Raw genomic sequence first — 23281 nt, 5'->3', positions numbered from 1 at the left:
CCTTATTGATATGAACCGTAAAAGAATATATAATCTGCTTTTGTCACTGATCTTGATCTTCAGTGGTACAGCATGTACAAAATGGCTTGATGTGAAGCCCAAAACGGAAGTAAGTGAGACCGTTTTGTTTGAAAATGAACAAGGTTTTAAAGATGCTATGACGGGCGTCTATACCCAGTTAGGCTCCGTTGATCTTTATGGAAAGGAATTCACAATGGGACTCATGGATGTATTGGCACAGAATTATAATGTAAGTATCAATACACACGTCTATTATCAGGCAAGAAACTACAATTATCTTGATATAGGCACGAGAAGTAAAATTGATAATTTTTGGATTTCTTCTTACAAGGCCATCGCTAATCTTAATAATTTGCTCAGGCAGATAGACCAGAAAAAGAATGTTTTTGCTGGTATTAATTATGAGATCATTAAAGGAGAAGCACTGGCTTTAAGAGCCTTTCTCCACTTTGATCTGCTAAGAGCTTTTGGACCGGTGCCGCTTAATAATATGGATGCGGAATCTATTCCTTACAGCAGGGAGTTTAACATGAATGTCAAACCTGTCCTAAGTTTAAAACAATTCACGCAGGAATGCCTGGATGATCTCAGCGAAGCAAGTAAACTACTGGCCTCTGACAAAAATGTATATTACGGAAATAGTGAAATGTACAAGGCCAATACCCGTAATCATATGAACTACTGGGCTGCAACCGGGCTTATGGCCAGAATATATTTGTATAGAAATGAGCACACGATAGCTTATCAAAAAGCAAAGGAGGTAATAGATGCGAAAATATTTCCTTTTATTAGCTCTTCTTCTATCAGCAGCAATTCCAGTCCTGACAGGATTTTCAGTACCGAACATCTGTTTGCCGTTTATGTGGCTGATCTGAGAGATATTAATGATGAACTGTTCAGATCTTTTGTCAACTTTAACAATGTCCTCACTAATACTTCCGGTTTTACCAATAATCGTTATGAATTGAGTTCGGGCGGAAGTACCGATTACCGATTCCTTTTTTTATGGAAGTCAGATGGTGTTACAGCTGCAAGATACCCAGTGAAGTACCGGTTTGATGATATTGGTAGCAATGCCGGTTCGACTACCATAAAAAGAATACCTCTGATCAGGCTCTCGGAGATGTATTACATCTGCGCCGAAACCAGTACTGTCAGTACTGATAAAATAGATTTTCTAAATGAGGTAAGACTAAACAGAGGTTTGGCAACATTGGCGAAAAATTTAACTGATCAGGCGATTGAAAACGAAATATTTAAGGAATATAAAAAGGAATTTTATCAGGAGGGACAGCTGTTTTATTATTACAAACGTAAAAACAGATTAAAAATAGAAGGTTATGGTCCTGACGTAAGCAGCAAAGTATATGTGTTGCCTGTGCCGGATAATGAAACGGAATATACCACGGAATAAAAAACGAACATCATGAAAAATTATGTATATCTGATAATGATTCTTGTTGGATCTTTAAGTGTGAGTTGTCAAAGGGATCAACTCATGTCTTTTGAACAAAAAGCTAAGGTTTATATCTATAAAACCAATTTGATAAATTTGGCAACGTTTCTTACAAGAGACAGTGTCACCTACTCATTTGCGGTTCTACCTGATTATGCCAGAATGGATACTGTTTTTATTCCGATCAGGATTATGGGTGATGCGGCAGAACGGGACCGCAAAGTAAACTACGAACTGATGGCAGTGTCAGATGCGGATAAAGAAAGTTATGAACTCCTTCCTGCTTTGATTAAGGCTAATAAATTTGAAGGCCGGATACCAGTATTGGTAAAAAAAACAACCTCACTCAAAGTTAAAGAAAGCAGATTGTGGTTAAAGATTACAGCTTCAGATGATTTCGAACCCGGTATTGTCAGTCAGCTTACTTACCTGATCAGAATTAACAATTTTCTTTCCCGGCCGGCTACATGGAGCGATTATTATTTTGGTAAGTACAGTAATACCAAATACAAGTTTATCATAGAAAATACCGGATATACTGCATTCAACCAAGATTATGAAAGTGAAATAATGTTTATTGTCCAAACCTGTAAAAATGCATTATTGGAATATGAATCACTGCACAATGAAACATTGATGGATGAAGACGGAGAGGAGATTATTTTTCCCTGATCATTTTAATTAAACAACAATGAAAAAATATATTAATATACTTTTGGGAATATGCATATTGCTGATAGCAGGTTGCTCCAAAGATAAAGGCAATTATGATTTGAAATCAATCAATCAGATCATTATTACAGATACGGTCGGAGAATCCGTGTGGGTATTTCAATATGATAATCTGAAGTTGTCACCAAAACTCGAACAAACTATAGCTGGAGATGAAAGTAAACTGCAGTATTCCTGGTCGGCATATGCATATTCCAATCCGGATATCTCTTATCCTATTGGCAGTTCCAAAGAATTGGACGCCCGGATAGATTTAGTACCTGGCAGATATACGGTACTTTATACAGTCAAAGATCCCGGAACGGGTGTGTCCGTTTTTAAAGAATACAGGGTAGAGGTCAATACCAGACTGGGAGAAGGCTGGATGGTATTGGAAGATTTGCCAACCGGAAAACAGGAAATATCAATGATTAATACCGGAGAAGAAGTGTTTCATAACCTTTATCAAATGGCTAATAATGGTCAGAATCTACCCGATAACAGTCATACGATACGCATACTGAATGAGGGCTATGGCGGCATTCAACATATATTTGTTTTGGCGGATAAGAATGCAGTAGAGATAAATTATGCCGGCTTTAAGAAAATCAATGGTTTGAAAGACTGGTTCTTTACTACTCCGTCCACTGTCAATGTACAGAATTATGAGTACGGAAGAGTAGGAGCTGCCGCTTATATGGTAAACGATAATGAGTTTTATTCATTAAGTCAAATCAATGATAATACAAACCGAAAGTTTGGAGCACCGATAAAGGGAGACTGGAAAATTTCACCCTATATATTCCCCTTCACGTTTGGTGATTATGCCATACTCTATGACACGAAGAATCAACGTTTTCTAAGCCATATCTACTCAGCGATATATGAACTTTCAAACTCATCTGGATCTGCCTTTGATCCAGGAAATGTCGGTAAAAAATTGATTTTCGGAGGAGCCGGTTCTAATTCCGGCAGTTTATTTAATTGTCTGATGAAAAATAACAACGATGATCATTTCTTTGTCTATACGATAGATGCCTCTTATTTTACAGATGTTATTGCAGTAGATAAATATGAAGTGAAGGAGGCGTCCGAACTTCTATATGCTAAGCTTTTTGCTTTTTCCGGATTATACCCTCACATGTATTATGCAGTAGGGAATAAGATCTATCTGCTCGATCTGCCTGCTCAAAAATCAAGGTTAGTCTATGCCTTTCCCGCCAATGCGGAAATAACAGCTATCAAAATTAAGCAATCAACCAGTATGGTTGTGGATTATCCGGATGACCATAAACAGTTTGTCGCAGCTACTTATCAGGCTGGTGAAGGTAAACTTTACAAATTTGATATTGGCAATACCGGAGATTTTGTAAATAATACATATGCTAAAGAGTATAAAGGCTTTGCCAAAATTAAAAATCTGGAGTATAAAAATAAACGATAGTATCCCACAGATGACAACGTATTTATCAATGTAAACTATATTAAATGATTAAAAAAATCTTAACTCTTATATTTCTGAGCCTGCTGTCGATATGCCTCTGGGCTCAGAATGTGGCTCCTGTACAAATTAGAGGAGAACTTACAGCAGAAAAAGGTCCCGTCCGGCTATTTAAGGTAAGCAAGGGTAGAATTGTAGAAACTGCAAATATTATACCTGCAAAAAATGGAAAGTTTGGGTTTCTCTTTTATCCTGAATACGAAGGGATTTATGTAATAGGAACAGGTAAAGAATATTTACAAAACAGCAATTACCGGTTTTATCTTAAAGGTGGAGATCAGTTGGATGTAACGCTGACAGATACAGCTTATATCCTTAACGGTGACTCGAATTCAAAGGAAAATATTGTGCTGAAACAATGGTTCGATTTCATTAATCCGTTGTTTCAAAAGGCCATTCATTTTACACGTGTACATAGCACTTACGTTGATTATTTTCCGCAACAGGAGACTATAGTCGCAAAATCTAAAAGCTTTTTTAAAGGAAAGGCTACAGGTAATAGCACATTCGATAGAGAAATGAGTGACATCATGGAAATGGATTTGATTAACTACGCTACCAGTTTTGTAGGCAGTCCACGGACAGTACATCCCCGTCCTGAAGAATATAGTGCTTTTTATAATGCAATAAAAATAAAGGAATTAGCTGCTGATACACGAAAAATATATAATTACCCATATGGTTTGCAGATATTATCGTCCTTAGTCTGGATAAATATGGAGCGAGATAAAGTAAGTGATCAGGGGCTGACTAAAGCCCTGGATTACATTCCAAATGACACATTAAAGGGAGATCATGTGCTGGAATATTTAGCAGGGATTAAAGATTACAAGATGTACAAAGCTGTTACGGATAGATTTGGTAAGTATGTGCTTACCGGAACACAAAAACAAGAAAATGTAACCTTAATAGCACCTTTACTAACGTACGAGCGGGGAACAGATGGATTTGAATTTAACTTCCCGGATCAGGAGGATAAGCAGGTTAGTTTTGTTGATTTTAAAGGAAAAGTAGTTTTAATCGATGTCTGGGCAACATGGTGTGGTCCTTGCCGAACAGAGTTTCCGTATTTAAAACAGCTCGAAAAGGATATTATAGGAAAACCTATTCAACTGATAAGTATTTCAGTAGATGATGACAAAGATAAAAGCAAATGGCTTAAAATGATCAGAGATGAAGATCTGGGAGGAGTACAGTTATTTGCCGGGGAAAATGACGACTTTTCTAAGTATTACAACATCACTAGCATTCCAAGATTTTTAGTGTTTGATAAAAATGGAAAAATTGTTACTGTAGATGCTCCGCGTCCTTCAAACCCTAAATTAAAAGAACTGTTATTTTCAGAAGCAGCCAGGTAGAAAGAAAAACCGTTTTTGACACAATTCCCTCTCCTTTCTAAGGAGAGGTTTTATGGTTGTATTGTTTTCCTATCCTTTCACTCCACCCAGTATACTAAAAGTGATAATTGCCAGTACAATAAAGGTGATGATAATATACAGACGGTCTCTTTCCAGTACAAAGCCAAATAGCGAGCAGATAATCCGTAAAATAGGAGTGGCAATAAGAATAACGACACCAAGCTGAATAATCTGTGGTGCCTGAAATTTACCTACACCGTGCAGGATGCCACTTATTGTGGTATTAACTTCACCTTCACCTACAAAATGCTGATAGTCCGGTACCAGTTGTTGCCCGTGCGCAATTAGGTAAACAATACCTCCAATGACAACGACTATGGAAGCAGAGATAACACCGATTCTTAATATCTGACCTACGAGTATCTCGATATCCTGATCTGCCCAGTAGTCTTTGGAAAATATTTTTTTCATATGATTAGAATTGATGATTAAGACCATTGTATATCATCTCGATGGCGACCAGAGTGATGGCCACAGCAAAGATGATGCGTAATACTTTGGGATTGATTCGGGTGAGTAACTTAGAGCCCGTGAATGCTCCGGCGAGTACACCCAGTATCACCGGAAAAGCGATGCCAGGATCCATATATCCTCTTTGCAGATATACTACAGCCGAAGCTGCGGCGGTTACGCCTATCATAAAATTACTGGTCGTCGTACTTACCTTAAACGGAATGCGCATTGCACCATCCATCGCTAATACTTTCAACGCTCCTGATCCGATGCCCAATAGTCCCGATATCACCCCTGCCAATGTCATGATCGAAAAGCCTCCGGCGACATTAGTCAGTTTATAGGAGACATTTTGACCATTCACAGGGTAATCATTGTTGAGTTTGAGCTTTTCTGCCAGTTTGCTTCCTTCCGTAAGTGCACTCTCATTTTTCTTTCTCAAAGTCATGGCAGCGGAAAAGATAAGAACTACCCCGAAAAGAACCGCAATAGTATTCGTCGGAGTATAGATCGCTACGAGCGCTCCGATGACGGCACCCAGCGTGGTCGCGATTTCCAGAAACATTCCGAGTCGGATATTAGTGATACCCTCTTTTACATAGGCTGTAGCAGCGCCTGATGAAGTAGCGATAGATGCCAGCAAAGCTGCGCCTATGGCATACCGGATATCTACATGAAAATACAGTGTAAGAAGGGGAATGACAATAACGCCGCCTCCTAATCCGGTCAGTGATCCCAAAAGACCGGCAAAATAAGCTCCCAAAAGCAGGATAAGTGAAAAGATAAGAATTGTCATTATGAATGATTATGAGTCAGGATGTGAGTCAATACATGAAGAGCCTGTTGCTCATCCTTTGTTTTGATGGCCGAAAACAACTGTTCATGCAGATGATGACTCATCGCAAAGTAGCTGATTCCGCGGGTTTCACGTTCCTGAAAAAAATTAGAAATTAGATGTGTAAAATTCTGATATAAAATAAAGAATACATGATGATTAGCTGCAGAAGCGATCTGGAGATGAAACTGAATATCGGCATGAATACAGGCTGATTTATCTTCTGCGAGAATGGCCTCTTTTCGGAGTTGCAGATAATGAGCTATTTGATCAATCTGCTCAGAAGTGGCAAAAATACAGGCTCTGCGCACGAGTTCTGTTTCCAATAGTCTGCGGGCATCATTCACCTCTTCAAAATTTGCCGTTCGCAGATGTTCGTCTATAGCAGACTCTTCTGTTAGTCGCCGGATATAAGTGCCGTCACCTTGTTTGACTACAAGTATACCCGAGCGGGCTAAGGATTTGATAGATTCACGAATCGTAGAACGTCCCGCTTGATAGATACTCATGAGCTCACTCTCACTGGGAATTTTATGTCCGGCCAGGTATAAGCCTTTCTGTATATCTTCTTTGATTCGTGTATACACCTGATCTGATAGTCTTTCTTTTTGTTTTATCATGATCTTTTATAAAAACTGTACAAACATATGATGTTTAATTTAAACATCATATGTTTGAGTCGAAAATAATGCAGATTGTTACAAAGGAATATGCTTAACTTCTTGAAATACAGTTAATATCTCTGTATTTCAAAAGATATGTTACATGTTATTAATCAGTATAATAGATACTTATTTTATAAGTTGGGGGATGTAATACTATTTCCTGTTTTTGCGTATAGGAAGATAAGGAGGTATGTCCAGTTGGAAATCGAAAAGTTGGACTGGCTGAATTTCTAACGCTCTGCAAACAGCCATAAGTCCGCTTAGGGAGATATTATTATTGCCTCTGACTATTCGGTATACCTGACTGTAACTGAAGCCGGTTCGGTCTTGTATATCCTCGAGTGTAATTTTTTTCTCATTAGCAATCTTCCAGAGATTATCACGAATCATCTTTAATATTTCTCTATCGATATACTGCTCTGCCATGTATATCAAAAAGAGTACATATTTGTGAATTTTATTATTCCAAATTTGGAATAATAAAATATTATCTTTAATATTGTTGATAATGTTGATAAAGTGAAAATATTTATTTTAAAAGGTTTGTTTTCGTTTTTTAAAAAATTCATATAGATTTAATGAAAACATATTTATAATTTTTTTAAATAAAAGTAATTTGTGATCTGTTGTGTTTTTTTGACCCACAGATTTTGCAAGTTTTTTGATAAAAAGGCTTATTGAAGCTTTTTTTTAAGTTCTTTTTCATAATTGTCGAATGCGCACGCTGTAATTCCCCCCGCGACTCTGATCCGATTCCACTTCTATAATAAAGTAGTCGTAAATTACAGCGTAAGCGCTTCGATATATTCTCCAAAACAGAATTATAGCTCTTAAATTGATTGTTTTGATTTCCTGATTCCACTTCGTTCGTTCCGTCTAAAATAGTAAATTTGAATTTCAGCCAAAGTAGATTCGTCTACAAGAACAAAAAATCTTTACTTCGCATCGGGAATAAATAAAATACATCATTATATGGAAGAATTACTTGCTCAATTGTCTGCCGGACAGGCCAGATTTGCAGATGTGCTGGCTTACATTGCTCTGCGTTATGAATATACACCAGCTGCTTTTCAAAACGGATTGCAACATAACGCAGTGAGCGAAAATCAGGGGAGTGCCAAAATATTTGCATTTGCCCGGGATCAGGGACTTACACAGGATCAGACCCTGGCCTTATTTGCAGAGCATTATGCAGCTGTGCTGGAAACACCTGAGGGAGCAGATCATCAGAATATCCGACAGTTTATGATCAATGGATGGGATGGTATCCATTTTGAAGGACAGGTTTTAAAATTAAAACAGGATTACCTGTAGTAAAGAAAAAGGTAATGATTATCTATCATTACCTTTTTTTATTTTATAGGATCAGTCATCCAGTAGCCTTCTGTGATAATTAATCTGACCGAGATGATAGGTCAGATGAGTAGTAAGATGTACTAAAAAATACATGACCGATGTCTTTTGCTCAAATACCACTATCGGATATTCGCTATGAAGATCTGATTCAGATAATGTATTCAGAGCATCGTGAACTATCTTTATCGTATCATCCAGATGCCGGATGAGTTCTGTCCGCGGAATATCCCGAAGGGAGAACTCCAGCTCCCGATGACGTATATATCCTGTTTTGCCTATTTCTGCACCTATATATGTATTTAAATTTCCGATAAGGTGGAGACATAAATTTCCGGTAGAATTCGCAATTCCCTTGTCTATAATCCAAAGGTTTTCTTCATGTTTATATAGGAGGATTTCTATTCTTAATTTCTGAAGATCCCGCTCAAACAGTGTCTGCAAGGTATTTATAAGCATATTGGCTATATTAATCTTTTTTGTTTAAAGATACCTTTTTCTCCAGATTTTCAATGATAACAGTTGTGTAGTCTTCTTCATTAAGCGCAGAAGCCTGAGGTAATGCACCAGGACTGAATACATTTATCTCCATGATCTTATTACCTACGATGTCGAGTCCGACAAAATACATACCGTCATTTTTTAGTTTTTCGGATACTTTCCCTACCAGGGTCAGTATTTCAGGAGTGATATGCGCAACCTGGGCTTTGGCTCCCTGATGGATATTGCTTCGGATTTCTCCAGCCTGTTGTACACGATTGACACTCGCATATTTCCCGTTTACAACCACAGGTTCGCCATCCAGCAGGAAAAAACGTATATCTCCCTTTTGAGCTTCAGGCAGATATTCCTGTGCAATCAGATACCCGTCCCTACAGATTACTTCCACAATCTGTTTTAGATTTTTGACTTCATTCTTATTCACCAGAAATACATTCTTCCCACCGGAACCTTTCAAAGGCTTGAGAATAATATGCTGATCCTGTTCTTCAAAAAATTGCAGTACGTCTTCATAGCTTCTGGTTACCATAGTCTTGGGTCTGACTTCCTCGGGGAAGTTTTCCAGATACAATTTGTTTTCTGCGCCAATCAACGCATGCGGATCATTGATAACAAAGACAGACTGTTTTTGTGCAAGCTGTGCAAACTGAAGTCCCATAGTAGCAGCCCAGGGTCTGCCGATCATATCCAGTACCGGATCAAATCTTAACCACATGACATCAATATGGTCCATCTCAATCCGTAGTTTGGCCGTTGTGCGGAGGATTTCCAGAAGCTGTTTAGTATCTGCGATATCCGGTGAAGGAGCTACAGATCTGGCATGAGCTGCTACTCTTTCTTCTTCCAGATAAACAAAATCTGCCAATCCGATATAGCAGATGTCATGTCCTCGCTGCAGGGCCCTTAATGCCAGCAAGGTAGTTGTAAAGCTTGCTTCTTCTTTGTGTGTCTGATTAATAACAAATGCGATTTTCATATATAGATAGATGTGTTTTAGAACTTCGAAAGGTTGAAAATATTACCACCTTGTGTGATAGCATTGATATTGTGAAGATAGGGTTCTGAAAGGTAACGGGGTTTGAGGACAGGAGCAAGAAGCAGCCCACGCTGAGTAAGTTCCTCTACGATAGGAATGTAATCTTCCCTTATTTTACCTACAGTCAGTGCAGACAGATTACGTCCCTGCCTGATATATTCGATAATACCTAATAATCCTTTAAGGTAGAGTGCATCCTTTGTAAGGCCGCCACCCCTGTATACGCGGCTTGTCATATGAAAAGCTGTTTCCTCATCGAACAGATAATCTTCCACAAGAAGGAAGAACGTATCCACAAACGAATTTCCGGCAAGCATATGATGTACAGCTACGACACGTGCAGCGATGATACGAAGTCTTTCGGGAGTAAGCCCGCCAACCATAAACTCAGAAAATACAGCCATCCCTTCCTGTAGCTGCTCATAGCCCGGAACTCCCAGACTAAAGAGTTTGAATGGCTGAGATTTGCCATTGAAATAAGTAACAATATGTGTGCCTACTTCATGCTGCAAAAGTGCCAAAGCCCGTGATTTTTCTATGTGATAATGCGTGCTGATATTAAGTATTCCGCGATTGACCATAATTCCCGAGATGTCCTCCCGTACGCGTACTCCGCTTTCCAAGGCAGGGAGTTGTTGCTGCAAAAAGCGAAGCTCTTCCCTTGCCAGTTTTGCAAATTCCTGTGCATTGAGCATTTCGGCATTTGTATTTGCAGATTTGCCCTCCGATCCGTAAACAACCAGAATGGCCTTTGCCGTTTCGAGCAATTTGTCGTCCACATTGCCGAATATCTGAAGACTCCCATGTAAGAATCCGCTATTACCTCTATCCATGAGCATAGTCATCATTGCATCCAGCTCTTTACGTTTATCACGAAACAGATAAGCAATGGTCGGGTCATCCAGATCTTCTATACGCAGATTATATAGGTTTCGCTTCACCAGTTCAGGGTCTATCGGCATTGGTCGATACTGAAACCGGGGTGTTTTCATAAATTTATCTTTTCTGAATTGCAGCCAGGCCTCGTGTGAATTGACAGGACTCACCAGTAATAAGAAATCAAACCGTTGGCTTTCCTGTGCTAACGCACGATCTATTTCCCATACTAAAGGTTGCAGTTCTGTAGTTCCCAGCATTTTAAACTGTGAAACTTTCATCGAAGTATGAACCCGTATAAATTCAAGAAAACTCTTGCGTATGCTTCTTGAGAAAGTGTCGCGGTAGCTTCTCAGGATCAATGGATAGGGTTTACCTGTACTATGATCTATATATCTTGGTTTAATGCTGAGGCCCAGTCCCAGTAATTGTTTAAATTCAGGAGCCTGAGGATCAATCAGAGGTTCAGTTCCTGCTGGTTTTGGAAATTTTGTTTCTTTCTGAAGATCTATTCGGAGATGAATATACGGATCATCGTTGCTCTGTAAACTTTTACGCAGTTTTTCTGCAATATTAAGAGCGGTCTTTTGAGACAGATGAATCGCAATATCCTGTTCCAGATCCTCCTCTCTCCATATTTCTATGAGCAGGCAGGAGCCAAATTCTTCAATGAGCTGACGTACGACAGGTTGTACTATGCTTTGAAAATTCATATCCTTTTCTTTACCAATCAGAAACGAAACTTCAGATTTGGCGAGAGCGGATATCATTTGATCTTTGCCGGATTCGGGTATACGGTATACCAGCAGAAAAGGGTTGATCCGTTTGAAAACCAGCTTGCCTTCTCCGGCAAACTGAATATGTACAGGCTCTTTTTGTTTGATCGCCTGAATAGCTTTCTGTATTGATTTAGCCTGTTCCATAATTTTAATTGATTTGATCCGGTACCATGAATGCGACAGAGCGCTCCAATAGCTGACGAAGTTCTTCCAGATGTTCGGGATACAGCTCACCTGTCCATTCGTTCATAAAATCTTTTCTGAATTCTATAGACAATACACATCCGTATGATCCATAATGTTCGTTGATCCACTTAGACAGATTGCCGCCTGAAAATTTAACATTTTCACGTATGTCAATTTTTTGGCCGTCAATCTTTTGTGTCTCTATGTACGAAATGAACGTATTGATAAGCGGTTTCCACTTAAGATCGTTATGGATAGTTCCTACATTGATCTGCGGATTCGTCTGTGTGTCCGTGATCTCATCCGGACCGGAACGTTTACTGTTGTAACTATGGATGTCATAAATAATGAAATATCCGTATTGCCGGATAGTCTCTTCTATCAGTAAACCTATCTCGCTCAGTATGCTGTGATATGCATGCTGTATGTTAAGAATCTGTTTTTCCTCAGGATGCGTCTTCCATACCTGTAAGCCCCAGGCCTGTTCAGGATGGAGGTAGATCGCATTCTCTAAAGGACGATTCAGATCAACCTGAAAACGGGATGTAGCTACTATGAACTGACTGACATTAATAGCTGTGAGCATCGCCGTGTAAGGATCCTCTTCGCGCAGGCGTTCTGAAGAGGAGAGATGCAGTAATTGCTGCAAATCTTTATGCACCTCATGGCCATCATGTACAGCAAAGGCCCATACAGGCCCGTCCTTTTTCTTCAACGTATAAGCAATATCCATAAGCAGAGGTATTCAATGTGATGTACCTCATATTAACAATCAGGAAAGTAAATGGTTTGGCAGATTGATGATTCCTTATCCCTGAAAATGGCTAATTATAATCCATAAACAGGATCTTGGATCGATGTTTGTTATTCATTTGTGGCTGTTTCAAGTGCAGAATTTAAAGGCCAAAACCAAATTTTTTATATCTTTAACAGAAACACATTTTTATGTTAAGAAGAATTGTAAGTTGTATTATACTTTTTGTCGTATCTCTTTCGCTGACGGGCTGTCTGGATATCGTAGAAGAAATTGATTTAAAGTCCAATGGATCCGGAAGTATTCAGGCAACACTAAATCTGAGTAAAAGCAAAACAAAAGCATCCTCACTGATGATGCTTGATCAGGTCAATGGTATAAAGATTCCATCCAAATCCAAGATTCAGACAGAAATCAATACCATCGTCAAACTATTAAAACAGACACCCGGTATCTCCAATGTTAGTTCAAAGGTCGATTTTACAAACTTTATTGCCTCTATTAAATGTGACTTTACAGATGTAAAAGCATTGAATGCATTTACAACTACACTTTCTAATCATTTTAAGGTTAAAGTATCGGGGCATACCAGCTATGCTTTCGACTCCGGTAAAAAAGCATTTACACGTAATTACAAGTTCTCTCCGGAAGGAAAAAAGGAATTTGGAAAACTGAATGCTGAAAATCAAAACGCATTTAAAGATGCCTATTACACCAGTATCTACAGATTTACAGATCCGGTGAAAAAACAGGAAAATACCAGCGCTAAAGTATCACCTAATAAAAAGGCTGTAATGCTCAAGACAGGTATCGTAAATCTGATCAACGGACAGATAGATCTGTCCAACCGAATACAATTGAACTAATACCGCTATTTTTTAGTAAAAACCCAATATTAATATATGAATATGAAATTTTTGCTTACAGTATTGATGACTACTGCTGTCTCTGTAAGCGCTTATGCACAGGATCTGGTTCGTAAAATACCTGCAGATGCCAATCTGGTTGTCACTCTTGATACAAAGAAATTCTTTTCTTTTGCCAATCCTCAGGACTTTAATGAAACATTGAGAAAGGCCGGATTTTTCAAAAAGATGGATGAAAGCAATTTTAGAAATGTAAAGAACATCGAGGATCTTGGAATAAATCTTTCTTCTCAGGCCTATATTTATAACCTTAAGAACGATAGTATTAACTATATAGGTGCATTGATTCCATTGGCGGATGCCAAAAAATTCAGCGCTATGATCCCTGCGCATAAAAAGATCGAGATGGTAGATGGAATGCAGACATTCTATTCTAAAGATCGCGAGACACGTGTGAGCTGGGACAACAATACGTTGTATATGCTGACAGGAATCATTACAGATGAATACTTTCAGCAAGATAGTATTGCAGGACGCTATGGTCTGCAAAGCAGGGGACTGAGTCACCTGTATGATGATGTGGAGGTAGATTCTGCAATGGCGGATACTACTTATGCTGATATGTATGATGATGTGCAGGTAGATACTGTAATGGCAGAAGAGGTGCCTGAAGTAGAAGCTATAGAGCTCACGGAAGAAAAAACGCTGTCTGTCCCTATATCTCCGCCTAAATCTCCTGAAGTCATCGCTGTTCCGGAGATAGAAACACCACCAACCGGTGTTCCCGAAATCGTAATGGATGTACCTTATGATGACAGTGAAGAGGATGATGAGGATCAAACGGATTATTATAAAATGGTTGTACATGATGATTCCATCAAAAGTGCCATTGTTACTCAGGCGATGAATCAAAGGTTATCCACCATTATTAGTGCGCAGGGAGCGAATAACTTTTCCAATACCGGATTTGCAAAACGTCTGAATCCAAATGCGATTGCTAATATCTGGGTGAAGAGTGTGCAAGGATTGTACAATGACTATTTCCCAAAATACTTCTTGTATCTGACTACCGGATTCGACCCGTTGTATGATTCCAAATTCAAGTTTGGATTAGGAGAATTGACAGCTAATCTTGTTGTTGAAGGTAATAAACTGCAACTGGTCGCAGATATGGAAGTGGATAAAAGTCTGGTTCGGTATTATAAAGATATTTATAAGAAAAAACCAAACCCTAAGTTTTACCAATACGTAGATCAAAATGCACTTGGTGTGATTTCTGCAAATATCAATACAGAAGCTTACCTGAAGTTTATGCCGAAGTATATGGAAGGCTATTATGCTTCTCTTCTACCTAATTACAAAGAAGCACTGACTTTAGGTACAACCTTATTTGATATCCTGCTGGACGAAAAAGCGATCGCTAAAGTATTTCCTGGGGATAACCTGTTTGTGTTGAATGGTGTCGTCAAAGAAGAAGTGAAATATACAGACTACGAATATGATGAAGATTATAATAGTATTCCAGTAGAACGTACCAAAATGGAAGAACTTCCTAAGTTTTTGTGGATGTTCTCTTCTGCGGATCCCAGAATTTTTGAACAATTGCTGAAAGTCGGACTGAAAGAAAAGGTCGTGCTGTATAATGATGGTGTATACGAATTCGTACGTAAGAGAGGGCAAGATTTTAATGCGTTTGTACTGATCAATAACGGAATTGTATTCGTAGGAAATGACCGTCAGGAATTAAAAGATATACGGGATAATAAAATTCACAAAAAAGCAGGATCAACATATACCAAGTTATTGAAGAAAAACAGTTTCCTTGCTTTTCTGAATACATCCCGCATTCCTCAGTTATTAAGAGATCTGAATGTTCCTGTTATATCAGAGATGCAGGAGACTGTTAATGAGCTGGAACAATATGGTCCGGTTTATATTGCTTCTCCGGGTATGAAAGGGAATAAGATCAGTGGAGAGATGTCTGTCGAATTTCCGGCAAAAGGAAAGAATGCAGTTTCATTTATCATGGGTACAATAGATTCTTTTCTTAAAACAGCAAAATAGATAGAAGCGCATGAAAAAGGTATTCCTATGGATTTTGGTTGTGATTATTGTAGTAGTGTTGGGCGTGTGGGGGTATCTGACTGTGCGGCAATCTGCTTCGGGAGATGCACAGATACATGTGCAGAGTAAAGCTGTAGTCCGTATCTCTGTTGACCGGATGCTGACTTCACTTGCGAAAAATGCATTGATTCATCCGGGCACTTACTTTGGTGGTAAAAAAGAACCAAAAAGAGATAGCCTGGAGCGGATTAAGATCTGGGAATCCGGATGGGATATCCCGGCGAATGTCTATCTGTTTTCACTACAGAATGATCCAAATACCTACTATACTATACAGTCACTGAAAGATAAGGAGGCTTTTGCTAAATTTTTGAAAGTCAATTTTGCGCTGGAACCCGTATTAGTGGAAGGAACCCAATTCTATTTTGTACAGGCACGAAACCAACGTTCTGCGGTTTTATTCAGTCAGGACAGATTTGTAGTTGGATTCGGATTGGGAGCGGCAGAACGTCTTACCATAATGCGTGATCTGTTAGAGAATATTAAAAATCTCACCACTGCCAAATCCATGCAGTTAGATACATTGGAAGCAGATCTGCTGTATACAGATCTGCAGAATAAATCTGTTGTAAAGACAAACTTTTATAATGGGAATATCAAACTGGAAGGTAATATATATACCGCTTTATGGCATGCACCGGAGCAGGCAACAGCGCGTCAGCTGGATACGTCAAGTGTAGCCTATGGATGGTTAAACGCTGATCTCAGACCTGTTTTAAACCAATATAAAGACAGTCTGGAGAAGCATAAGATTCCGGTGGATACACTTTCCAAATATCTTGGAGGCTATGTAGATATGCAGTGGAAGAAAGATCCTGTCAAACAGATCGATACAATTGTCACCTATGATCTGGATGATAATTTTGAGATGTCGGAGAAGAAGGAGGTCAGGGAAGCTGAGGTGCCGGATCTGCAATTTGTCATACGTTCATCTCCACATTTAGCAGCTTATCTGCCTGAAAAGATGTTCTACAAATTCAAAAAGCAGGTAAAAGGTGATCTAATAGCTTTGAATACCGGAACTCCTGCAGACTTTACAGATACCAGAAATAATGTGCCGAATTACTTCTATATGCATTTGCGTGAAGATAGCTGGAACAGAATATTTGTAAAAAAAGATTCCGGATCGGCATGGAATCATATCGAAAATATCACTTTGAGTGCGACAAGAACAACAGCTGACTGGTCTGTTTTGAAAGGGGAAATTAAGCTGAAGCAAGGGGATATACATGCTTTATATCAACTGTTTTAAGTAAGTTATGTCCTGATACGGATTATGAGCAAAGAGAGCCTGAACTAACTTCAGGCTCTCTTTTTATTTTAAGATCTGTGTTTAGAACCTGATTTACGGAATAATTACTTTGCTGGTGAGAACTTCGTCAGATGCAAAATGGAAAAATAAAGGATCTTTAGCATAGTGAAACTTTCCGGCGCCAGTTGCCGTCTGCAGCAACTATTAAAACCTTGGTGGTGAGAATATCATCAAATGCAAAAAGGGAAAATAAAAGATCTTTAGTATAGTGAAACTTTCCGGCGTCAGTTGGTGTCCCCACCAACTGATGAAATCTTGCCCATGAGGAGTGAAAAATGAAAAATCCTCAAACACCGGGGTGATGAATGAGGATCTTATCAATTATTAACCTAAATTATGAAAAGTCATTTTTTACACTACTATAACGCTGTCAGAATCGCTATAGTGTGCGTCGAAATGTTAAGAGATGTTAAAGTGTAACATCATTGTCCTGCAGAGATCTTGCTGATATCTGCTTGCTGACAAGAATATGGATCAGAAGCTGCAGCTTTTGCTGGTATACTTTAGTAATCTGCCCGGGCAATCCCTCTTCATACAATAACGGTTTTACGATCGGTACACTGAAAGGTACAGGCCAGGCACGCAAAGATTTAGCAATAGCATCCATGGCATTAATACCCTGAAGTGCCTGTCCGCCATCAGCCCATGAAATAAGACCGATCATTTTGTCTGTCAGGTAAGGTTTGGGTTCCTTTGCTGATATTTCTAACCAATCCAGACAGTTCTTCATCACTCCTGTCATACTGCCATGGTAGAGTGGGGTAAGCCAGATATGCGCATCAGCTTCTCTGAATTGCTGCGCCATAATCTCTACAGCGACCGGTGTTTTAGAAAGAGTAAAATCAAATAGAGGTATGGCAGATCCTGCCAGATTGAATACGGTAGAATGGATCCCATTTTCTTCCAGTGTTTGTTGTAAAAATTGAATGATACTATGTGAGGTAGAAGATGGTCTTCTCTCCAGAGCTCCGTTAAAAATAAGTATGTTCATAACCTGTATTATTTTTTGTAAATGACTTTTGGCATTCCCACTTCCCCATACATAAGTCCGGAAACCAACGGTAATAATCTGGATGTAACAGCCATATAGATTCCTTCGGGGACTTTGATATCGTTACGGACGGCTACCTTTTTTTCCTTGAGATGAGTAAAATCGGCAGATGTAATGGCGTTGGTCCAAAGTGATTGATAGTGATGATCCTCCTCACCAAAGGATAGGCTGAATGCATAAGGGCGTAGCAAAGTTGTCAGCAGCATATACGCCCACTGTGGAACGATAGCATCCGAAGAACACATAATAGTGACGGCCTTACCTTTGAATATAGAGAAATCCAGTTGCTGCAGTTTTTCCCTGAATTCCTTCTCTTTGAGCATCATCCCCATATACAACATATCTTTGATGTCCAGTTGTATAAAAGATACCTGAGGTGCATAATCCATAAGATCGAGACCGATGATACCTGTCTGCTGCACCTTGTTCACAATTTCTCCTGTCATGATTTTCTGTTACGTATAGCATCATAATTTCGGGATACCGCTTCCCAATCTAAAATACTCCAGAAAGCAGCCAGATAATCAGCCCTTTTGTTTTGATATTTTAGGTAATAAGCATGCTCCCACACATCTATACCCATTATCGGGAATCCTCTGTCTGTGCTATTAATGTCCATTAGTGGATTATCCTGATTAGGAGTAGAACAAATAGCAATACTGCCATTATATTTGACATATAACCAGGCCCAACCAGAGCCGAAACGCGTCATTGCGAGCTGACCAAACTGTTCTTTGAAATTTTCTAAAGAACCCCAATTAGCCAGAATGGCATCTGCAAGTGCTCCCTGTGGTTGTGTCTGGGCCGATGGAGAAAGAATATTCCAGAATAATTCATGATTGTAGTGACCACCTGCATTATTGCGTACAGCAGGAGAATAGTTACTGATATTTTCCAGTAAAGCTGTTAAAGATTCAGGAGTAGTCTGACCTTCAAGAGCTTTATTCAGGTTGTCTACATAAGCCTGATGATGTCTGTCATGGTGGATTTCCATGGTTGCCTTGTCGATGAAAGGTTCTAATGCATCGTATGAGTAAGGCAGAGCCGGTAATTGATAAGCCATAATTTTTGTAATTTTGTTTTTGTTTAACAAAGGTATTAACTTTGTTTATTAAACCAAATAATTACTTTGTTTATTATGAATAATAGTTTGCCGGATAATGAAAAATCACTTTGGATACTCAAAACCAAAGGGGCACTTCCGTTGACTGCTTTGGCCAAAGAGATGGGAGTGACTACTGAAGGCGCACGTTTCCATTTGTTAAAACTGGCGAATGAAGGTTTGGTAGAGTCTACTACGGAATCAAAAGGAAGGGGACGTCCACAACAAATATGGGCACTGACTTCCAAAGGACAATCCCGTTTTCCGGATACACATGCAGATCTGACTGTTAATCTTATCCGTACTATCCGGGAGACATTAGGAGAAAAAGCATTAGAGCAAGTCATAAAAGCTAACGGGGAAGAAATTCTGGACCGTTACACACGACATCTTACCGGGATAAGAGGTCTCGAACCGCGTATAGAAGCACTTGTCGATATTCGTCAGCGGGAAGGGTATATGGCCGAATACAGAAGCGAAGCAGATGGTGAATATCTTTTTATCGAAAATCATTGTCCTATCTGTGCGGCCGCTTCACAGTGTCAGGGATTCTGTGATAATGAACTTAACACTTTTCAGTCTGTACTGGGTACACAGGTAACAGTAAATCGTATTAGCCATATAGTAGCAGGAGCTCGCCGCTGCGCTTATCTCATTAAACAAAAGGAGTAAGATTTCTTTACACTTTCTAAATCATTTGTTAATCTATTGGTGGTCATAAGTTAATACGCTACAACTATTTTAGCCCCATCAATCAACAATGTATATGAAAGGATATTTACTTACTATTTTATGCTTATTGTTATGGGGTCATTATGACGTCATGGCACAAACGACACAAGCCAGTATTTCCGGAAAGATTACAGATGGGGCAGGACATGCAGTAGCAGGAGCGACTGTACAGATCCGAAACGAATCTACAGGATTCAACACCAAAACATCTACAACAGCTAACGGCGATTTTACATTTAAAGAACTTCCGTTGGGAGGCCCTTATGTAGTACGAGCTACATATGTAGGATATAGTGAGCAGGTCCGTAACGGATTTATGCTTAATCAGGGAGATATCATTCGCGTTGTCATTCCGATGGAAGAATCCAGTAATACACTGGATATCGTAGATGTGACCGCCAATTCTATGAAAAATAAGATCGAGAATCTCGGAGCAGCTACAGCCGTATCTGCAAAAGATATCGCAAAACTTCCGGTGAACGGACGTAATTTTACTTCTCTTATGGATCTTTCGCCGTTAAACAGAGGAGATAATCTTTCAGGTCAATTAGGTTCATCCACTAACTTTACCATCGACGGTATGACTGCAAAAAATCCGACTTCTGCAGGTTCTACTACCAGCCGTAGCGGTGCACCATATTCTATTTCAATCGAAGCTGTCCGTGAATTCAAAGTGGTTACCAATCAGTATGATGTGACCTATGGAAGAAGTGGCGGGGGGACAGTGAGTGCCGTGACTAAGGCTGGTACAAATACACTGAGCGGAAGTGCCTGGACATATGCTCGTGCAGACTGGTTATCCAGTCCGTATGATATTCGTGGTAACAAACGCAGCAATAAGTTTTCTACGTATCAGTATGGTTTTACTTTGGGAGGTCCTATTATCAAAGATAAACTTCATTTTTTTGTAGCCTGGGATCATCAAAGAGATGCACGTCCTCTGATTATCGCTGATGTACAATCTGCAACAGACGAAAGTCGTTTTAATATTACACGTGCTACTTTAGATCAGTTTGTAAATATAGGTCGGAATAAATATGGTCTGGGAGAAGGGGCACAATACGGATCATTTGACAAAACCCGTGGCTCAGATGCGGTATTTGCACGTATAGACTGGCAGATCAATGAGAAAAATTTATTGACCATCCGTGATAATTATACCAACGACAGAAACAAATTAGGACTGGAAGATAATACAGCTATTAATATGTTTGAATCATACGGGAATGATAAAAACATAGATAACAGTTTGCTGGCAACTTTGCGTACATCATTATCACCACGACTGACCAATGAACTAAAAGTACAACATCTTTACACTTACCAAAAAAGCAGCCCGGGTGATCAGCTTCCGGGAGCTAATATTCCAAGAGCTATTGTTGAGAACATCGCTTCTCCTGTAGACGGAAAGTCTCTGGCTACTAATGTGCAGCTTGGAGGACACCGTTTTGCTCAGGAAGGATTTACAAATAATGTAATCCAACTGGTGGATAACGTGTATCTAAGTACGGATAAAATAAACTATACATTTGGGGTAGACCTTATGTATACGCATGCGAAGTCCCTTTATGGCAGTGAGGTTAACGGACGTTTTCAGTTCAGACCAAGTGATCAGTTTACGGCATTGCAAAACTTTGATAATCTGACTCCATATGCATTCTATCGTGAGGTACCTTTAATGGCTGATCCAACGGTAACCGGATCTATCTTTAATGCCGGTATCTATGGACAGATGCAGACCAAACTTGCAAGAGGTCTGGATATGACAGCAGGTCTTCGTCTGGATTATGGCCACTATCCGACTTCACCTTTGAATGAACTGTTACTTTCTGAAGTAGGAGTTCGCACTGATAATAAGCTGAAATCATTTGTAGTACAACCCCGCGTACAGTTTACCTGGGATGTCAATGAAAACAAAACTGACTTCCTCCGTTTCGGAGCAGGTATCTTTGCCTCAGACATCAACAACTATATGACCATCAATAACCTGACTTTTGATGGAAAGCATTTTGCAACTGTAGACGTACGTGGTGCGGATGTACCAAGACCGGATTTTAATGCCTATCGTCAGAATCCGGGTAGTATTCCGACATTGGAAGCTTTTCAGGTTCCAACCATCAATACGTATTCCGATAATGCAAAGATTCCGGTTGTATACAAAGCCAATCTTTCCTACACCCGATTCATCAATGATCGTATAAAAGTAGGGGTGACAGGTTTTGCGACATTAGGACGTAATAACTACATGTATGTAGACCGCAATATGGTCGCAGATCCGTTCTTCAGATTAGCGAATGAAGACAACCGTGGCGTTTATGTGCCGGCTACAGCAATTGTAAATGGTGCTGCTGACTGGAAACAAGGGCGTATCAGTAACAAATTTGGCCGTGTATTGGAATTGAACAGTGAAGGTAAAATCAATCAATTCGCCGTAGTCGTGGATGGATCATATCAATACTTTCAGGACGGCTCTGTATCATTGAGCTATACGTGGAATGATACAAAAGATAATACTTCTTACAATGGTAACGTCGCAAATACAGCTACTCTTTCTCTTCCTGTAAAAGATGATCCTCGTGATCTGAGTAAAATGAGCTATTCAAACGGCCAGTTCAGACATAAAGTAGTATTCTATGGTACCTTACCTACATTCTACGGTGTGAGTGTCGGTGTACGTTACTCCGGAATCGGTGGTACACGATACAGCTTACTTGCGGGTGGTAATATCAACGGTGACTTTGTATCTAATACGAACGATCTTGCTTACATATTTGATCCGAACAGTGCCAACACAGCAGCCAATGTTGCGGCCGGGTTAAATGATCTTCTGAATAATCCGAATGCGAGTCAGAGCCTCAAAGATTATATCCTGAAATATTCAGGTAAAATAGCTGAGCGTAACGGCGGTGTAAACGGTTTCTACGGAATTGTAGATTTACGTATTGCGAAGAAAATCAAATTTGGACGTACACAATCACTGGAAGTATCAGCTGATATTTTTAATCTTGGTAACCTCTTTAAGAAAGACTGGGGAGTCAACGAATCTTTGGGTTCACAGGCATTGTATGCATTGGGAATACCTGAGAATAAAGAAACAGGAACACCTGCTGTACCTCAGTTTGATGTCACAAAACAACAGTTCAATTACCGTGTAAACAACTCCGGAATTGTCAATCCTTCCGGTAATCCCTACCAGTTTCAGTTGGGTTTACGCTACGGATTCTAATCCATAATGATCTTTATCAAAAAAGCACGTCTGCAAAGACGTGCTTTTTTGATTCTTATAAGTTCTTAAATACAGGAGAGTATAAAAGAGATAAATTGTTTACTGTTCCAATGCTTCTTTAAGCAATTGTAAACGTACCCACGAAGGGCATTTTTCTACATCTTTTTCCCACATATCCACGCATATAAAGCTTATTCTTAAAAATTCGGGAATATTTGTCACCACCATGTGTGAGGCTATTCGGATTTCGGTAGGTAGTTCTCGGCTTGAAAAATACTGTTTTAGTTCAGCTGCATCCATAGCCACAAATATAGCCAAATAAG

General features: G+C 39.4%; 22 protein-coding genes. 10 read left to right on the top strand and 12 right to left on the bottom strand.

Annotated features, from left to right (window positions below):
- Positions 1–10: 10 nt before the first annotated feature.
- Genes B4B65_RS19645 through B4B65_RS19630 form a run of 4 tightly spaced genes read left to right on the top strand, consistent with a single transcriptional unit; the run spans position 11 to position 5047 of the window.
- Positions 11–1435, top strand: a complete 1425-nt coding sequence (locus B4B65_RS19645; RefSeq protein WP_293918137.1) for a RagB/SusD family nutrient uptake outer membrane protein — start codon at positions 11–13, stop codon at positions 1433–1435.
- Positions 1436–1447: 12 nt separating this feature from the next.
- Positions 1448–2149, top strand: coding sequence for a DUF4843 domain-containing protein (locus tag B4B65_RS19640; protein ID WP_293918135.1), 702 nt, complete (start codon positions 1448–1450; stop codon positions 2147–2149).
- Between the two features lie 19 nt (positions 2150–2168).
- The gene (locus B4B65_RS19635; protein WP_293918133.1) at positions 2169–3632 is read left to right on the top strand and encodes a PKD-like family lipoprotein; all 1464 of its coding nucleotides are present in this window, start codon (positions 2169–2171) and stop codon (positions 3630–3632) included.
- Between the two features lie 44 nt (positions 3633–3676).
- Positions 3677–5047: a TlpA family protein disulfide reductase gene (locus B4B65_RS19630; protein WP_293918131.1), complete on the top strand. Its 1371-nt coding sequence runs from the start codon at positions 3677–3679 to the stop codon at positions 5045–5047.
- Positions 5048–5116: 69 nt separating this feature from the next.
- Here the strand turns inward: B4B65_RS19630 and B4B65_RS19625 are convergent, their stop codons facing one another.
- From B4B65_RS19625 to B4B65_RS19610, 4 genes are all read right to left on the bottom strand, one after another.
- Positions 5117–5518, bottom strand: coding sequence for a DUF1634 domain-containing protein (locus tag B4B65_RS19625; RefSeq protein WP_293918129.1), 402 nt, complete (start codon positions 5516–5518; stop codon positions 5117–5119).
- Between the two features lie 4 nt (positions 5519–5522).
- Positions 5523–6356 (bottom strand): sulfite exporter TauE/SafE family protein, encoded by an 834-nt coding sequence (locus B4B65_RS19620; protein ID WP_201678411.1) that lies wholly within the window; start codon positions 6354–6356, stop codon positions 5523–5525.
- Positions 6356–7015: a FadR/GntR family transcriptional regulator gene (locus B4B65_RS19615; RefSeq protein ID WP_293918124.1), complete on the bottom strand. Its 660-nt coding sequence runs from the start codon at positions 7013–7015 to the stop codon at positions 6356–6358. Before B4B65_RS19615 ends, B4B65_RS19620 begins: the two co-directional genes overlap by 1 nt.
- A 198-nt stretch (positions 7016–7213) precedes the next feature.
- Positions 7214–7486, bottom strand: a complete 273-nt coding sequence (locus B4B65_RS19610) for a helix-turn-helix domain-containing protein (protein WP_293918122.1) — start codon at positions 7484–7486, stop codon at positions 7214–7216.
- Positions 7487–8032: 546 nt separating this feature from the next.
- Between B4B65_RS19610 and B4B65_RS19605 the strand changes: the two genes are divergently transcribed.
- Positions 8033–8374 (top strand): HopJ type III effector protein, encoded by a 342-nt coding sequence (locus B4B65_RS19605; RefSeq protein WP_293918120.1) that lies wholly within the window; start codon positions 8033–8035, stop codon positions 8372–8374.
- A 51-nt stretch (positions 8375–8425) separates the two neighbouring features.
- On the opposite strand, the gene B4B65_RS19600 is transcribed toward B4B65_RS19605, so the two are convergent.
- Genes B4B65_RS19600 through B4B65_RS19585 form a run of 4 tightly spaced genes read right to left on the bottom strand, consistent with a single transcriptional unit; the run spans position 8426 to position 12524 of the window.
- Positions 8426–8872: a DUF1572 family protein gene (locus B4B65_RS19600; RefSeq protein ID WP_293918118.1), complete on the bottom strand. Its 447-nt coding sequence runs from the start codon at positions 8870–8872 to the stop codon at positions 8426–8428.
- A gap of 10 nt (positions 8873–8882) precedes the next feature.
- Positions 8883–9890 carry a glutathione synthase gene (locus B4B65_RS19595; RefSeq protein WP_293918116.1) on the bottom strand — a complete coding sequence of 336 codons (1008 nt, stop codon included), beginning with the start codon at positions 9888–9890 and terminating at the stop codon, positions 8883–8885.
- A gap of 17 nt (positions 9891–9907) precedes the next feature.
- A complete protein-coding gene (locus tag B4B65_RS19590) occupies positions 9908–11749 on the bottom strand; it encodes a flavohemoglobin expression-modulating QEGLA motif protein (RefSeq protein WP_293918114.1) in 1842 nt (613 codons plus the stop codon).
- Positions 11750–11753: 4 nt separating this feature from the next.
- A complete protein-coding gene (locus tag B4B65_RS19585) occupies positions 11754–12524 on the bottom strand; it encodes an N-formylglutamate amidohydrolase (protein WP_293918112.1) in 771 nt (256 codons plus the stop codon).
- A gap of 212 nt (positions 12525–12736) precedes the next feature.
- Between B4B65_RS19585 and B4B65_RS19580 the strand changes: the two genes are divergently transcribed.
- The 3 genes from B4B65_RS19580 to B4B65_RS19570 are packed head-to-tail and all read left to right on the top strand — an operon-like array spanning position 12737 to position 16787.
- The gene (locus B4B65_RS19580; RefSeq protein ID WP_201678419.1) at positions 12737–13411 is read left to right on the top strand and encodes a hypothetical protein; all 675 of its coding nucleotides are present in this window, start codon (positions 12737–12739) and stop codon (positions 13409–13411) included.
- Between the two features lie 42 nt (positions 13412–13453).
- A complete protein-coding gene (locus B4B65_RS19575; protein WP_293918109.1) occupies positions 13454–15475 on the top strand; it encodes a hypothetical protein in 2022 nt (673 codons plus the stop codon).
- Positions 15476–15485: 10 nt separating this feature from the next.
- A complete protein-coding gene (locus tag B4B65_RS19570) occupies positions 15486–16787 on the top strand; it encodes an acyl carrier protein (protein ID WP_293918107.1) in 1302 nt (433 codons plus the stop codon).
- A gap of 469 nt (positions 16788–17256) precedes the next feature.
- On the opposite strand, the gene B4B65_RS19565 is transcribed toward B4B65_RS19570, so the two are convergent.
- From B4B65_RS19565 to B4B65_RS19555, 3 genes are read right to left on the bottom strand one after another with little or no spacing between them, the layout of a single operon-like run.
- Positions 17257–17838: an NADPH-dependent FMN reductase gene (locus B4B65_RS19565; RefSeq protein ID WP_293918105.1), complete on the bottom strand. Its 582-nt coding sequence runs from the start codon at positions 17836–17838 to the stop codon at positions 17257–17259.
- An 8-nt stretch (positions 17839–17846) separates the two neighbouring features.
- Positions 17847–18344: a DUF2480 family protein gene (locus B4B65_RS19560; RefSeq protein ID WP_293918103.1), complete on the bottom strand. Its 498-nt coding sequence runs from the start codon at positions 18342–18344 to the stop codon at positions 17847–17849.
- Positions 18341–18961: a superoxide dismutase gene (locus B4B65_RS19555; RefSeq protein ID WP_293918101.1), complete on the bottom strand. Its 621-nt coding sequence runs from the start codon at positions 18959–18961 to the stop codon at positions 18341–18343. The genes B4B65_RS19560 and B4B65_RS19555 overlap by 4 nt, the downstream gene beginning before the upstream one ends.
- Before the next feature lie 75 nt (positions 18962–19036).
- Between B4B65_RS19555 and B4B65_RS19550 the strand changes: the two genes are divergently transcribed.
- Together B4B65_RS19550 and B4B65_RS19545 are read left to right on the top strand one after the other, a co-directional pair.
- Positions 19037–19672, top strand: a complete 636-nt coding sequence (locus B4B65_RS19550; protein ID WP_293918100.1) for a helix-turn-helix transcriptional regulator — start codon at positions 19037–19039, stop codon at positions 19670–19672.
- An 88-nt stretch (positions 19673–19760) separates the two neighbouring features.
- Positions 19761–22958 carry a TonB-dependent receptor gene (locus B4B65_RS19545; protein WP_409590164.1) on the top strand — a complete coding sequence of 1066 codons (3198 nt, stop codon included), beginning with the start codon at positions 19761–19763 and terminating at the stop codon, positions 22956–22958.
- A 99-nt stretch (positions 22959–23057) separates the two neighbouring features.
- On the opposite strand, the gene B4B65_RS19540 is transcribed toward B4B65_RS19545, so the two are convergent.
- Entirely contained in the window at positions 23058–23276 is a 219-nt protein-coding gene (locus B4B65_RS19540; protein WP_293918096.1) for a DUF6965 family protein, read from the bottom strand.
- Between the last annotated feature and the right edge of the window lie 5 nt (positions 23277–23281).

Origin of the sequence: Sphingobacterium sp. UBA5789 (genome assembly GCF_002418355.1) — a bacterium.
GTDB lineage: Bacteria > Bacteroidota > Bacteroidia > Sphingobacteriales > Sphingobacteriaceae > Sphingobacterium.
This window is presented reverse-complemented; position numbering and strand designations above follow the sequence as displayed.

Excerpts from the sequence above, each read along its gene's own strand:
- B4B65_RS19645 (WP_293918137.1), top strand. The coding sequence starts at position 11 with ATGAACCGTAAAAGAATATATAATCTGCTTTTGTCACTGATCTTGATC.
- B4B65_RS19640 (WP_293918135.1), top strand. The coding sequence starts at position 1,448 with ATGAAAAATTATGTATATCTGATAATGATTCTTGTTGGATCTTTAAGT.
- B4B65_RS19635 (WP_293918133.1), top strand. The coding sequence starts at position 2,169 with ATGAAAAAATATATTAATATACTTTTGGGAATATGCATATTGCTGATA.
- B4B65_RS19630 (WP_293918131.1), top strand. The coding sequence starts at position 3,677 with ATGATTAAAAAAATCTTAACTCTTATATTTCTGAGCCTGCTGTCGATA.
- B4B65_RS19625 (WP_293918129.1), bottom strand. The coding sequence starts at position 5,518 with ATGAAAAAAATATTTTCCAAAGACTACTGGGCAGATCAGGATATCGAG.
- B4B65_RS19620 (WP_201678411.1), bottom strand. The coding sequence starts at position 6,356 with ATGACAATTCTTATCTTTTCACTTATCCTGCTTTTGGGAGCTTATTTT.
- B4B65_RS19615 (WP_293918124.1), bottom strand. The coding sequence starts at position 7,015 with ATGATAAAACAAAAAGAAAGACTATCAGATCAGGTGTATACACGAATC.
- B4B65_RS19610 (WP_293918122.1), bottom strand. The coding sequence starts at position 7,486 with ATGGCAGAGCAGTATATCGATAGAGAAATATTAAAGATGATTCGTGAT.
- B4B65_RS19605 (WP_293918120.1), top strand. The coding sequence starts at position 8,033 with ATGGAAGAATTACTTGCTCAATTGTCTGCCGGACAGGCCAGATTTGCA.
- B4B65_RS19600 (WP_293918118.1), bottom strand. The coding sequence starts at position 8,872 with ATGCTTATAAATACCTTGCAGACACTGTTTGAGCGGGATCTTCAGAAA.
- B4B65_RS19595 (WP_293918116.1), bottom strand. The coding sequence starts at position 9,890 with ATGAAAATCGCATTTGTTATTAATCAGACACACAAAGAAGAAGCAAGC.
- B4B65_RS19590 (WP_293918114.1), bottom strand. The coding sequence starts at position 11,749 with ATGGAACAGGCTAAATCAATACAGAAAGCTATTCAGGCGATCAAACAA.
- B4B65_RS19585 (WP_293918112.1), bottom strand. The coding sequence starts at position 12,524 with ATGGATATTGCTTATACGTTGAAGAAAAAGGACGGGCCTGTATGGGCC.
- B4B65_RS19580 (WP_201678419.1), top strand. The coding sequence starts at position 12,737 with ATGTTAAGAAGAATTGTAAGTTGTATTATACTTTTTGTCGTATCTCTT.
- B4B65_RS19575 (WP_293918109.1), top strand. The coding sequence starts at position 13,454 with ATGAAATTTTTGCTTACAGTATTGATGACTACTGCTGTCTCTGTAAGC.
- B4B65_RS19570 (WP_293918107.1), top strand. The coding sequence starts at position 15,486 with ATGAAAAAGGTATTCCTATGGATTTTGGTTGTGATTATTGTAGTAGTG.
- B4B65_RS19565 (WP_293918105.1), bottom strand. The coding sequence starts at position 17,838 with ATGAACATACTTATTTTTAACGGAGCTCTGGAGAGAAGACCATCTTCT.
- B4B65_RS19560 (WP_293918103.1), bottom strand. The coding sequence starts at position 18,344 with ATGACAGGAGAAATTGTGAACAAGGTGCAGCAGACAGGTATCATCGGT.
- B4B65_RS19555 (WP_293918101.1), bottom strand. The coding sequence starts at position 18,961 with ATGGCTTATCAATTACCGGCTCTGCCTTACTCATACGATGCATTAGAA.
- B4B65_RS19550 (WP_293918100.1), top strand. The coding sequence starts at position 19,037 with ATGAATAATAGTTTGCCGGATAATGAAAAATCACTTTGGATACTCAAA.
- B4B65_RS19545 (WP_409590164.1), top strand. The coding sequence starts at position 19,761 with ATGTATATGAAAGGATATTTACTTACTATTTTATGCTTATTGTTATGG.